This is a genomic window from Nannocystis bainbridge, from assembly GCF_028368995.1.
Classification (GTDB): Bacteria; Myxococcota_A; Polyangia; order Nannocystales; family Nannocystaceae; genus Nannocystis; species Nannocystis bainbridge.
Window position 1 is genome coordinate 1596469 of record NZ_JAQNDL010000002.1, and the last position, 11595, is coordinate 1608063.

An 11595-nucleotide genomic window follows, 5' to 3' on the forward strand; every position below is an offset into this window, starting at 1 on the left:
ACATATTCTGGGCTACATCTCGCTCGAACACGACCCGGCCGGCCCAAAAAGCCAGGCCGAACCCGATGCGCGGCGGCCTCACCTCCGCCGCCGCTTTCGCCTCCCCTCGCCGCGCTCACCCCCGCCGCGCGCGCCGGCGCAGCGGCAGCAGCCCCGCCAGCAGCAGCAGCCACGACGCCCGCGGGCCGTTCTCCGTGCGGCAGTTGCAGCCGTCGTCGTCGCCTGCGCTGTCGCCGGTCAGCCCTGTCGCGCCGGAGCCCCCGGTGACGCTCGTGACCCCGCCGCTCGGATCGACCGGTCCGGTGTCGTCGCCGTCGCTCGAGCCCGCGCTGGTGGTCGGGTCCGGCTCGCCCGTCGAAGTGTCGCCGCCGCTCGCCGTGTCGCCGCTCGTGCCCGGCTCGCCCGTCGTCGTCCCCTCGGCGGGCACCACCGTCACCGTCAGCGTCTCGCTGTCGGCGTTGCCGTACGCGTCCATCACCTCGACCTTGAAGCTGTACGTCCCGGCCGGCGGCTTGGTGACCTGGATGAAGTCCCACGGATCGTCGACCGCGCGCCAGGCCGGGTACTTGTCGTTGCACACGTCGTTGGTGCAGCGCGAGTAGCCGGTGTCGACGAAGTCGGGCGGCACGCCCTCGATCCAGCTCCACTTGACCCCGACCATGTTCTTGTCGTCGGTGATGTCGGCCGACACCAGGAACGACTCGCCGACGGTGAACACGGTCCCGTCGGCCGGCGACACGCTAAGGATCTCCGGCGCCACCGTGTCGGCCTCGCGCGCCCCGAACACCCCCAGCAGCTCGGTGTGCGAGTTCTGCTGCTCGCCCTGTCCTTCGGGACAGTAGAGCTCGTGCACGTACGTGCACTGCGTGACGCCGCTCCCGGTCGCGTGCGAGATGTCCATGCAGTCATCGCGGAACGAGCTGCCGCCGGCGACGAACGGGTACATCAGGTCCTGCTGCACGTCGGTGTGCTCGAGGCCCCAGTTGTGCGCCGTCTCCTGCGCCGCGACCTCGGCGGTCACGCCGACGCAGCTGTCGGGGAACGACAGCGACACGTGGTTGCGCTTGGCCCCGTCGCAGGCGACGTTGGCGATCCCGCACACGCCGTTGCTCTGGCCGGCGTTCTGCGACGTCCCGCCGATCACCGCCATCGTGTACGGCAGGTAGTCGGGCGGGCGGTTGGTCGTGATCACCAGGTTGAACGGCTCGTAGTAATTCTGCAGCTTCTGCAGCACCACCGCCTTGGTGTTCTCGCCGCCGGGCGGCTTGGGGAACTGCGTCTCCTTGCTGACGAGCGGCGAACAATTGAGCGCCGCGTTGGCCACCTGGGGATGGAACCCGTTGCACTTGGGCCGCAGCGTGATCCCGTCCATCGCCAGGTAGAGGATCCCCGCCGTCGGGTCATGATCGAGCGCCGGCAGCGGCAACCCCTGCTGATCGAGCAGGCTGCGGGCCAGGCTCTCGCCGTCGTAGACCAGGTTGCCGTCGCGCAGCGGAGCCACCAGCGTCGGGTCGTAGTCGGCGCCGAACAGCGATTCGAGGTGGCTGCGCGGGCCGTCGTCGGGCGCCACGGCCCACGGGGTGTTGGCCGAGAGCGGCGCTCCGGGCACGACACGAGGCGCTGCGGCCGCGTCCTCCAACGACAGCGACGCGACCGCGAACGACAGACCAGCGACGAAAGTCAACATGGTCTCACGCTACCTGCGGCAGACGCGGGCGTAAAGACCGGTCGGGGCGTGTCGGCCCCGCGCGGCCTGCATCGCCCGCGGCGGCTTCTCACCGCGATCGCGGGCGGGTACCCTGTCGCCCGGGACCGGCCCGCGCCGGCACCCGCAGCGCCTCGGGCCCACCGCAGTGACAGCCGCCGATCCCCACGTCTCGCCCGCCGTCCTGGTCGTCACCCGCGACCCGGCCCTCTTCGACGACCTCCAGAGCCTGCTGCGCGCCCGCGGTCGCCCCGTCGTGCACGTCACCGATCTCACGACCGGCTACGACCGCGCGCGGATCGGCCTGTCGATCCTCGATACGTGCGACCTCGTCGGCGTCGAAGAGGCGCTGGCCCAGCTCCCGCGGCCGATCCTCGCCCTCACCGACGACGACGGCCGCGCCGAGGTCCTGGTGGGCGCCGGCGCCAGCGACTTCGCCGTGCTCCCGTGCAGCCGCGCCGTCCTCTCGGCCCGGATCTCCGCCGCGCTCAAGCTGCGCGAGCGCGTCGTACCTGCCCTTTCGGACAGCCAAAGCTCGCTCCAGACCCTGCTCGCCAACCTCCCCGGCGTCGTCTATCGCTGCGCCAACGACGAGGAGTGGTCGATGCAGTTCATCAGCGAGGGCTGCTACGACCTCACCGGCTACTCCCCCGAGGAGTTCACCTCCGGCCGCGTCAATTTCCTCGGCCTCATTCACCACGAAGATCGCGACCGCACGCGCGAGCAGGTCCAGCAGGCCCTGACCGACCGCCGCCCGTTCCGCGTCACCTACCGCCTGCACACCGCCACCGGCGCCTGCAAGTGGCTGTGGGCTCAGGGCCAGGGCGTCGCCGGGGCCGGCAGCGAGGCGAACGCGATCGAGGGCGTCATCACCGACCTGTCCGAGCTGCGCCAGACCAAGCGCGAGCTCGAAGAGCGCGAGCTCCTGCTCGAGACCCTGCTCGCCGTCACCGAGACCGCCTACATTTTGTGTGACGAGCACGGCGCCGTCGACTACGCCAACCTGGCCGCGCAGACCTGGCTCAAGATGCCCGACAGCCGCCTGGTCGGGGCTCGCTTCGCCGACCTCTTGACCGGCCTGCCCAACGAGCTGCGCGAGGCCGTCGGCCGCGGCCGCGACTCGATCTTCACCGTCGACCACCAGGGCGGCGACTTCGAGGCCTACCACCTCGTCATGCGCAACGTGCAGATCAGCGGCCGCCCGCACACCGCCTACGCCTTCAAGCGCCTGACCCGCGAGCTCGCGCGCCAGGAGGTCGAGGTGTGGAAGAAGGTCATCCGCCTGATCGCCCACGAGATCAACAACACCCTCGCGCCGATCTCGTCGCTGCTGCACTCCGCCCGCCTGATCAACGCCGCCGAGGCCCGCGACGCCCGCCTCGACCGCATCATCGACACCATCTCCGAGCGCAGCAAGCACCTCGGCGAGTTCCTCAAGGGCTACACCCAGTTCGCTCGCCTGCCCCGCCCGCGGCTCGAGAGCACCAAGTGGCGCAGCCTCATCGACCGCCTCGACGGGCTGGTCCAGTTCAAGATCGACGCCGCGCCCGAAGACCTCAACACCGTCAACGCGGTCGACCGCAGCCAGATCGAGCAGGCCCTCATCAACCTGCTGAAGAACGCGGTCGAGTCCGGCGGCCCGCCCGAAGAGGTCACGCTGCGCCTCCGCGCCCACCGCGAGGGCGACGAGATCCAGGTCCTCGACCGCGGCCCCGGCATCCCGCCCGAGCAGCTGCCCAAGGTGCTGCTCCCGTTCTACTCGACCAAGCGCACGGGCACCGGCCTCGGCCTGCCCCTGTGCCGCGAGATCATCGACGCCCACGGCGGCACCCTCCGCATCGAAGCCCGCGAGGGCGGCGGCACGGCCGTGATCCTGTGGATCCCGCGCCTGGCAGCCGCCTGACCCGAAGAGCATGCGCGAACGGCCATGCTCGAAAGGGCATGTCCCCGAGGACATGCCCTCCGGGACACGCTCAGCCGGCGCCTACAGGTTCGACTGGATCTCCTTGAACAGGCGCTGCCACAGCTCGCGCTCGCCCTCCGGCCCCTCGAGCACCCACACCTTGTCGCCGCTGACGTCGCGCTCGCCCATGAAGACCTTGGGATCCGCGGTGACCGCCGTGCTCGCCCCGTCGCTCGACTCGAGGCGGAGGTAGTACTGGCGGGTGAAGTCGATCGCCTGCGCCGAGTAGTTCCCGCCCACCGCCATCGCGCGGATGAACTTCCGCTCGGTCTTGATGATCCCCTTCTCCTCGTTCGCCACCGCGATGGGATAACCGAGCGTCTTGAGGGCGTCGAGCGTGGCCTTGAACACCTCCGCGGGCGGGTCCGCGAAGGTATGCGTGCCATGGGTCTGGACCTCCTCCGGCGTGATGACCGAGGCCTTGCTACCGGCGCAGCCTGTGAGCAGCGGAGCCCCGGCCAGGGGCAGCGTGAGGACAATGGAACCTACGAGATTACGGAGCATCGCACCGGACGGTATCACCCGTGTCGCCCGGCGCCAATCATCGCGCCCGTCAGAACCCGATCTTGCGCATCACGAAGCGCGGCAGCCAGCGGATCACCAGCATCACCCAGCGCCAGATCGACGGCGTGTACACCACCGGCAGCCCGCCGTCGATCGCCCGCAGCACCTGCTGGGCCACCGCCTCCGGCTCACCCGCGAACGGCGGCGGCTTCAGGCCCGCGGTCATCCCCGTCTTCACGAACCCGGGCTTGACCGTCACCGTCTTCAGCCCTTGCGCGCGGAACTTGTGGTCGAGCCCCTCGAGGTAGCGCGACAGCCCGGCCTTGGCCGCCCCGTACAGCACCACAGGCTTGCGCCCGCGCTCGCCGGCCACCGACGAGAACACGCACAGCGTCCCGCCCCCGCGCGCCAGCAGCCGCTTGCGCGCGTGCTCGCAGAACACCACCGTGCCGGTGAAGTCGACCGCCAGCACCTGCTCCGCCAGCGCCGCGTCGGCCTCCATCGCCTCCTGCGTGGCGAACAGCCCGGCCGTCACCACCACCGTGTCGAACCCGCCGAGCGCCGCCTCGGCAGCGTCGAGCGCCGCCGCGAACGTCGACGACACCGCAAGGTCGCACGCGTGCGTCCCGACGACTGCGTGCTGCGGGTGTCGGGCCGCCAGGTCGGCCGCGCTGCGCTGCAGCTCCTCGGCCTCGCGCCCGAGCAAGAACAGCTGATCGCCGCGCTCGCTCATCCGTCGCGCCAGCGCGCGGCCCATCCCCTTGGTGGCTCCGAGGAACACCACTCGCATGCCCCGCGAGGCTCGCAGGTGCCGCGCACCGGCGCAAGGGCTCGCGCTCAGGGCGGGTCGCCGAACATCCGCACCGACTGGGCCGAGCGGACCACCCGCTGCGGGTCGATGCGATCACGCACCGCCAGGAACTGCGGCAGCCGCGGGTCCATCGCCGCGTAGTGGTCCGGCCGGGTGAACGCGTCCTTCGACAGGTAGATGCGCCCGCCCTCGGCGATCACCAGCTCGTTGAGCGCGTCGATCAACCTCTGCGTGTCGTCGCGGACCGCGAAGTCGACCGCGATCGAGATCCCCGGGCGGAGGAAGCTGAGCATCCCCTGCCCCTCCGCCGCCGCGTCCTTGATCACGCACAGGAACGACGCCCCGCCGCGGCGCGTCAGCAGATCGAGGAAGCGACGGGCCGCGCCGTGACCGGCCTCCTCCGGCAGCACGCACTGGTACTGCGTGAACCCGCGACGGCCGTAGATGCGGTTCCACTGCAGGATCGCGTCGAGCGGGTAGAAGAAGCTGTCGGGGTGGCACAGCTTCTTCTTCACCCGCGGCACGTGGCGCCAGTACCACATCGTGTTGAACGCCTGCGTCGTCAGCTTCCAGCGCAGCACCCACTCGGGGAACATGACCGGCAGCGTCAGCCGGCGCGTGACCGGCAGCGATCGCCCGCCCGTCTCCTCCGGCGTGGCCCAGCGCCCGCGGTCGAGCAGCCCGCGGCCCATGTGCTTGCCGCGCGACAGGCAGTCGATCCACCCGACGGTGAACGGCCACGACTTGCCCGCCTCCTTGAGGCCGGCGATGAACTGATCGATGTCGTCGACCCGCTCGGACTCGCTCCAGATCCACGGCGACGGGATCGCCTGCGTCTGGCACTCGACCTCGAGGATGTGTCCCGTGAGGCCCATCCCGCCGACGGTGGCCCAGAACAGCTCGGGGTCGCGCTCCGGTGAACATTCGACCAGGTCGCCCGAAGGCAAGCGCATGCGCAGCGAGCGGACGTGACGCGATCCGAAGCAGCCGTGGCTGTGATGGCCCTTGCCGTGGACATCGGACGCCACCATGCCGCCGAGAGTCACGAACTGCGTGCCCGGCGTCGAGCCGATGAACCACCCGCGGCGCAGGAACAAGCGGTTGAATTCCCACAGCGAGAAGCCCGCCTCCGCGCGCAGCAGCCCCGTCTGGCCGTCCCAGTGGAGGATGCGATCGGCCAGGCGCGTGCCCACGACCTCGCGGTGCGACGGCGGCGGCAGCGAAGAATCGCCGTAGGAGCGGCCGAGCCCGCGGCTGAGCACTGCCGCACGCGTCGCGCGCTCGAGATCCTCGCTCAACAATTCGCGCCCGGGCACTGCGAGGTTGCCCCATCCCGCCACTGTCGGCTCGCCGCGGTCGCTCACGCGTCTGCAGTGTAGAGCAGCGTTCGCCCGTCCGCTATGCTCGCGCCGTGCCCGCGGACAGCAGCGCCAAGATCACGATCGTAAGCGGCTCCAGCCGGCTCGAGAGCCGCGTTCACGCCGTGGTCGGCATCGCCGCCGACACCGCCCGAGCCGCCGGCGCCGAGGTCGAGGTCGTCTCGCTCCACGACCTCGGCCTCCCCGTGATGGTCTATGGCGACCGCAGCCAGGACGATCTGCCCGGCGTGCAGACGATCCGCCGCCACGCCGCCTGGGCCGACGGCTTCGTCATCTGCACGCCCGAGTACCACGGCAACATGTCGGGCTGCCTCAAGAACTGGTTCGACTTCCTCTACGAAGAGCTCGCCGGCAAGTTCGCCGGCGTGCTCGCCGTCACCGGCGGCGGCGGCGGCGACATGTCGATCACCGCGGTGAAGACCAGCTTCGCCTGGTGTCACGGCTTCACCCTGCCGTACCACGTGGCCGCGCGATCCGTCGATTTCGACGTCGAGGGCAACCTCTGCAACAACCTCGTCGCCGACCGGATCCGCCGCGTCGCCTACGACGTCGTCCGCTACGCCCCGGTCGTGCGCGGCACCTTCGAAGCGGCCCGTCGCCTCGGCCCCGGCGTCGAGGCGGGCGTCGCCGGCGCCCACACGTAGCCGCGACGCGCCTCGCCTCGCGCCACGCCTCGCCGGAGCCTCGCGCGGAGGTCGCCATCGGCCCCGCTCGCGCGTGCTGCAACTCTCGCGGCCGCGATCGTGAGCGCGCGGGCGCGTGATATCGTGCCCGGCGTCATGACCACGTCCATCGAAGGCGCCCCTGCCGGGCTCGTCGTCGCCGACGAGCAGGCCGCCGCCGTCCACTTTCTCGTCGACGAGGAGCTCTACCCGCTCCCCGCGATCTACGGCGCCGCCTACGTCTTCATCGACCGCTGTTATGTCTTTTTGGACAGGCCCGAGCCCGCGCGCGTGCGCGTGGTCCTGACCGCCAAGACGGGCGCGGCCGCCCCCGAGGCCCTGCGCGCGCTGATCGGCGAGTTCGCCAACGAGCTGCTCTCGTGCGCCTTCCGCCACCAGATCGCCCAGGACAACCGCGTCCTCATCGAGACCGCCACCATGCAGGCGCTGGCCGGCGCCATGGGCCAGCCCAGCCTCGACGACCTGGCCAAGTTCGACTTCAGCGACCAGGGCTTCGACGACCCGCTCGGGATCGCCATGTCGTGGGAAGAGAAGCACGGCCGCAAGGCGCCCAAGACCGGCGAGGGCGCGCCGTGACCGACGTGCACGAGCTCCGCTTCTCCCGTCAGCTCTACAGCGGCGAGGCCGTCGACCAGGCCGTCAAGGCGTTCGCCCGCTTCGCCGTCTTCGAGCTCGAGCAGACCGACGACGCCTGGGTCGTGCGCATGACCCCGAGCGACCCGAACCTGGCCCGTCGCCTGCGCGGCGAGCTCGGCAACCACGCTCTCGGCCTCACCGTCCAGCGCGGAGGCGCCAAGTGAACCTGTCCCTTCAGCCAGCCCCCGCGCTCGTGCAGCTGCGCCCGCGCGCCGGCACCCAGGCCTACTTCCGCTGGCGCGCCGTCGGCGACCGGGTCCTCGTCACCAACCTCGAGGGCAACTGGCTGCTGCTGAGCCAGCCCGAGTTCGCCGCCTTCCTCGAGGGACATGTCCCCGAGGACAGCGACCTCCACGCCCGCCTCAAGGCCGGCAACTTCCTGCGCGCCCACTACGACGTGCGCGCCGCCGCCGAGCGGATCCGGGCCCGCAAGAGCTTCCTCGCCGGCGGCCCCAACCTGCACATCCTCGTCGTCACCCTCCGCTGCAACGAGACCTGCGTCTACTGCCACGCCTCGCGCGCCAACATGGATCAGGTCCACACGGACATGACCCGCGAGACCGCCGAGCGCGCGATCGACCTGGTGTTCCGCAGCCCGAGCCCGTTCGTCACCATCGAGTTCCAGGGCGGCGAGCCGCTCGTCAACTTCGACGTCGTCAAGCACGCCATCGAGTACGCCGTCGACCAGAACCGCGTCCACGGCAAGCGCCTGCAGTTCACGATGGTCTCGAACTTCGCCCTGCTCGACGACGCCAAGCTCGAGTACCTGATCGAGCACCGCGTCCAGCTGTGCACCAGCATCGACGGGCCCGAGAAGCTGCACAACGCCCAGCGCAAGCTGCCGACCCAGGACGCCCACCAGCGGGCGATCCGCTGGATCACCCGCATCAACCAGGCTTACGAGGCCGCCGGCCTCGACCCGACCCTCTACCACGTCGAGGCCCTGCTCACGACCACGCGCGAGACCCTGCCGCTGTGGAAGGAGGTCGTCGACACCTACGTCGGCCTCGGCTGCAAGGCGCTGTTCCTGCGCGCCATCGACCCGTTCGGCTTCGCCGACCGCACCCGCAAGCGGCTCGAGTACCCGCGCCACGACTACATGCAGTACTACCGCCGCGCGGTCGACTACATGATCGAGCTCAACAAGCAGGGCGTGCAGATCCTCGAGCGCTACGCCAGCATCTTCCTGACCAAGATCCTGCGCGGCGAGGACCCCAATTTCCTCGACCTGCGCAGCCCCTCGGGCGCCGGCATCGGCGCGCTGGCCTACAACTACGACGGCCAGGTGTTCACCTGCGACGAGGGCCGCATGCTGCACGAGATGGGCGACGACACGTTCCACCTCGGCGACGTGCGCACCAGCAGCTTCCGCGACCTGGTCGGCCACGAGACGGTGCGGGCGATGACCATCGCCTCCAACCTCGACGGCCAGCCCGACTGCGTCCACTGCACCTACCAGCCCTACTGCGGCACCATCCCCAGCTTCAACCACAAGAGCCAGGGCTCGATCTTCGGCCGCATGCGCGAGAGCAACGTCTGCGCGGTCCACAAGGGCATCCAGGACTACCTGTTCGAGAAGCTGGCCGAGGCCGACCCCGAGACCCTGGCGATCTTCGACCGCTGGACCACCGTCCGCAGCCGCGACCACTTCGTCCAGCCGGCCCCGTGACGCCCTGCGCGTTCGGACATGTCCCCGGGGGCATGCCCGAATGAACATGGTCGATCGCACATGTCGTCTGAGCCAGACGACGCCTCGACCGTCAGCCCTTCTCCGCCAGGTAGCGGAGCCAAAAGTCGACGTCGACGATGTTGTCCTCCGCGGTGATCTGCTCCGCGGTGCGCCGCCCGAGCCGCACGTTCAGCGCGTAGGCGGCGAGGTCGGCGGCGATGTGCCCGCGTCGCAGGCACTCGAGCAGATCGTCGATGCCGACCTCTTCCTGGCTCGCGTGCACGATCGTGTTGGCCGCGGCGATATGGTCCAGCGGCGGCCGCTGGGGGTCGCGGATCGCCCGCAACGCTTCTGCCAGCTCCATCCTGTAGTCGCTGTGTTCCCGGCGCCTCGCTCGCCGGCGCGCACGGCTGTGACGGTGGCTCATGCCGCCCTCAGCGCCCGCGCGCCAGCGGCCGCACTGCCAGCGTCAGCGCCAGGCCGACCAGCAGCGCCGCTGCCATGATCTGCAGCGTCGACGCGTAGAGCTCGACCCGCGCGCCGCCCGGCGGCAGCGCCTGCAGCCGCGCCTCGCGGATCGACGTGATGAGGATCGGCCCCGCCACCCCCGCCGCGCTCCAGGCGGTCAGGATCACCCCGTGCACCGCGCCGACGTTGCGGGCCCCGAACATGTCGGCCAAAAACGCCGGGATCGTCGCAAACCCGCCGCCGTACATCGTGAAGATCACGACCACTGCCAGCTGGAACAGCTGCCACTGCCCGCTCGCCGCCAGCTGCGGGATCGCCAGGAACAGCCCCGCCTGGGCCGCGAAGAAGATCGAGAACACCGCCCGGCGGCCGATCCGGTCCGACAGCGAGGCCCAGAAGATGCGCCCGAACGCGTTGAAGCCGGCGATCACCGACACCATCGCCGCCGCCTGCTCGGGCGTGCGCTGGAACAGGTCCTGCATCATCGGCGACGCCTGGGCCAGGATCGAGATGCCGGCGCTGATGTTGATGAACAGCATCCCCCACAGCAGCCAGAACTGGCGCGTGCGGACCGCCATCGGCATCGTCAGCTCCGGCTCGCCGCCGGCCTGGATGGCCTTCGGGACATGTCCATCCGGACACCAGCCGTCGGGCGGGCGGGCCAGCGAGCGCGCCGCGATCATCATCACCACGAAGTACACCGCCGCCAGGATCCACAGCGTCTCGGCCACCCCGACCGCCCGGATTCAGCCGACGACCACCGTCAGCGTCACCGACTCGAGCGTGCCCTTGTCGGCGAACGCCGAGTCGCCGGCGCAGAAGCGCCAGGTGCCCGCGGACGGCTCGCCGGTGAAGTCGCCGAAGTCTTCGCCGGGCCCGGCGCCGGGGCTCGGCGCGAACTCGCAGACCCCGTCGTCGCGGCACACCGCCTCGTCGATGCCGAGCGAGTGGCCCATCAGCTCGGCGTCGGTCCCGTCGTTGTGGAACGTCACCGGCCACACCGGATCGATGTCCGAATTATTGATGCTGTCGGACATCCCGTCGTCGGCCTCCTCGGCGCCGCCCGGCAGGCTCATCAGCGTCAGCACCGTGCCCTCCGGGCTCCACAGCTTGAACACCAGGTCGCCGACGTGCGGGTGGTCGGCCCCGATCTTCATGCGCACGTCGTGCACCACCCCCTCCTTGGCGATCGCCAGGTCGACGCACACCATCGAGCTCTGGTTGCCGTCGTAGAGGTCACTCGGGATCATCAGGCCCAGGTTCTCCAGCACCACCTCGGTGTCCTCGCCCTGGCTCTCGAATTTACAGCTCGGATCGCAGCCGTCGCCGGGGATCAGGTTGCCGTCGTCGCACTGCTCGACGTCGTCGCGCACCAGCCCGTCGCCGCAGGCCGCCAGCTCGCACCCGGCCGTGCAGGCGGCGTCGTCGGCGTTGGCGGCCCCGAGGTCGCACTCCTCTTCGCCCTCGACGATGCCGTTGCCACACATGTCCGAGGGGCCAGGTCCGCTCGAGCTCGTCGTCGCCTCGCTCGTGGTCGGGATCGCGGGGTCGGTCGTCGTCGTCGGCTCCGTCTCCGCGCCGCTGGTCGTGCTCGTGCTCGTGCTCGCCGAGGTCACGCCGCTCGCCGACATGCCGACCGACAGCCCGGTGTCGGCCTGGTCGTCGCCGCAAGCCGAGACCAACAACAGGAACGCGACGATGCTCCGCACGTGCATGCCGCGGCGTATGGCACAGCCCCGCGCGCGTGCCAAGCGTGGCTGCCCTCGCTCGTGACGAG

Annotated in this window: 12 protein-coding genes; 5 read left to right on the plus strand and 7 right to left on the minus strand. The window is 70.4% G+C overall.

Features of this window, described 5'->3' with window-relative positions:
• Nucleotides 1-115 precede the first annotated feature (115 nt).
• Nucleotides 116-1687, minus strand: a complete 1572-nt coding sequence (locus POL25_RS23960) for an MYXO-CTERM sorting domain-containing protein (protein ID WP_272088471.1) — start codon at nucleotides 1685-1687, stop codon at nucleotides 116-118.
• Between the two features lie 166 nt (nucleotides 1688-1853).
• Between POL25_RS23960 and POL25_RS23965 the strand changes: the two genes are divergently transcribed.
• Entirely contained in the window at nucleotides 1854-3608 is a 1755-nt protein-coding gene (locus POL25_RS23965) for an ATP-binding protein (protein WP_272088472.1), read from the plus strand.
• A gap of 81 nt (nucleotides 3609-3689) precedes the next feature.
• Here POL25_RS23965 and POL25_RS23970 read toward each other — a convergent pair whose 3' ends face one another.
• Genes POL25_RS23970 through POL25_RS23980 form a run of 3 tightly spaced genes read right to left on the minus strand, consistent with a single transcriptional unit; the run spans nucleotide 3690 to nucleotide 6347 of the window.
• Nucleotides 3690-4172, minus strand: a complete 483-nt coding sequence (locus POL25_RS23970; protein ID WP_272088473.1) for a hypothetical protein — start codon at nucleotides 4170-4172, stop codon at nucleotides 3690-3692.
• Between the two features lie 49 nt (nucleotides 4173-4221).
• Nucleotides 4222-4962, minus strand: a complete 741-nt coding sequence (locus POL25_RS23975; RefSeq protein ID WP_272088474.1) for an SDR family NAD(P)-dependent oxidoreductase — start codon at nucleotides 4960-4962, stop codon at nucleotides 4222-4224.
• A gap of 47 nt (nucleotides 4963-5009) precedes the next feature.
• A complete protein-coding gene (locus tag POL25_RS23980; protein WP_272088475.1) occupies nucleotides 5010-6347 on the minus strand; it encodes an FAD-binding oxidoreductase in 1338 nt (445 codons plus the stop codon).
• 47 nt (nucleotides 6348-6394) lie between these two features.
• Between POL25_RS23980 and POL25_RS23985 the strand changes: the two genes are divergently transcribed.
• The 4 genes from POL25_RS23985 to hxsB all read left to right on the plus strand — a co-directional run bounded on the left by POL25_RS23985 (nucleotide 6395) and on the right by hxsB (nucleotide 9350).
• Nucleotides 6395-7006, plus strand: coding sequence for an NADPH-dependent FMN reductase (locus tag POL25_RS23985; RefSeq protein ID WP_272088476.1), 612 nt, complete (start codon nucleotides 6395-6397; stop codon nucleotides 7004-7006).
• Between the two features lie 135 nt (nucleotides 7007-7141).
• Entirely contained in the window at nucleotides 7142-7621 is a 480-nt protein-coding gene (gene hxsD, locus POL25_RS23990; protein WP_272088477.1) for a His-Xaa-Ser system protein HxsD, read from the plus strand.
• On the plus strand, nucleotides 7618-7845 hold the full coding sequence (locus POL25_RS23995) for an HxsD-like protein (RefSeq protein ID WP_272088478.1): 228 nt from the start codon (nucleotides 7618-7620) through the stop codon (nucleotides 7843-7845). The genes hxsD and POL25_RS23995 overlap by 4 nt, the downstream gene beginning before the upstream one ends.
• Nucleotides 7842-9350, plus strand: coding sequence for a His-Xaa-Ser system radical SAM maturase HxsB (hxsB, locus tag POL25_RS24000; RefSeq protein ID WP_272088479.1), 1509 nt, complete (start codon nucleotides 7842-7844; stop codon nucleotides 9348-9350). Before POL25_RS23995 ends, hxsB begins: the two co-directional genes overlap by 4 nt.
• Before the next feature lie 91 nt (nucleotides 9351-9441).
• Here hxsB and POL25_RS24005 read toward each other — a convergent pair whose 3' ends face one another.
• The 3 genes from POL25_RS24005 to POL25_RS24015 all read right to left on the minus strand — a co-directional run bounded on the left by POL25_RS24005 (nucleotide 9442) and on the right by POL25_RS24015 (nucleotide 11533).
• Complete coding sequence (locus POL25_RS24005; RefSeq protein ID WP_272088480.1) at nucleotides 9442-9714, minus strand: hypothetical protein; 273 nt, start codon at nucleotides 9712-9714, stop codon at nucleotides 9442-9444.
• 70 nt (nucleotides 9715-9784) lie between these two features.
• A complete protein-coding gene (locus tag POL25_RS24010; protein WP_272088481.1) occupies nucleotides 9785-10549 on the minus strand; it encodes an MFS transporter in 765 nt (254 codons plus the stop codon).
• 15 nt (nucleotides 10550-10564) lie between these two features.
• Nucleotides 10565-11533, minus strand: coding sequence for a DUF4215 domain-containing protein (locus POL25_RS24015; RefSeq protein WP_272088482.1), 969 nt, complete (start codon nucleotides 11531-11533; stop codon nucleotides 10565-10567).
• Nucleotides 11534-11595 lie beyond the last annotated feature (62 nt).

What these genes read in the sequence shown, in the direction of transcription:
- hxsD (WP_272088477.1), top strand. Translation starts at nt 7,142, where the DNA reads ATGACCACGTCCATCGAAGGCGCCCCTGCCGGGCTCGTCGTCGCCGAC.
- POL25_RS23975 (WP_272088474.1), bottom strand. Translation starts at nt 4,962, where the DNA reads ATGCGAGTGGTGTTCCTCGGAGCCACCAAGGGGATGGGCCGCGCGCTG.
- POL25_RS24005 (WP_272088480.1), bottom strand. Translation starts at nt 9,714, where the DNA reads ATGGAGCTGGCAGAAGCGTTGCGGGCGATCCGCGACCCCCAGCGGCCG.
- POL25_RS23960 (WP_272088471.1), bottom strand. Translation starts at nt 1,687, where the DNA reads ATGTTGACTTTCGTCGCTGGTCTGTCGTTCGCGGTCGCGTCGCTGTCG.
- POL25_RS23970 (WP_272088473.1), bottom strand. Translation starts at nt 4,172, where the DNA reads ATGCTCCGTAATCTCGTAGGTTCCATTGTCCTCACGCTGCCCCTGGCC.
- POL25_RS24015 (WP_272088482.1), bottom strand. Translation starts at nt 11,533, where the DNA reads ATGCACGTGCGGAGCATCGTCGCGTTCCTGTTGTTGGTCTCGGCTTGC.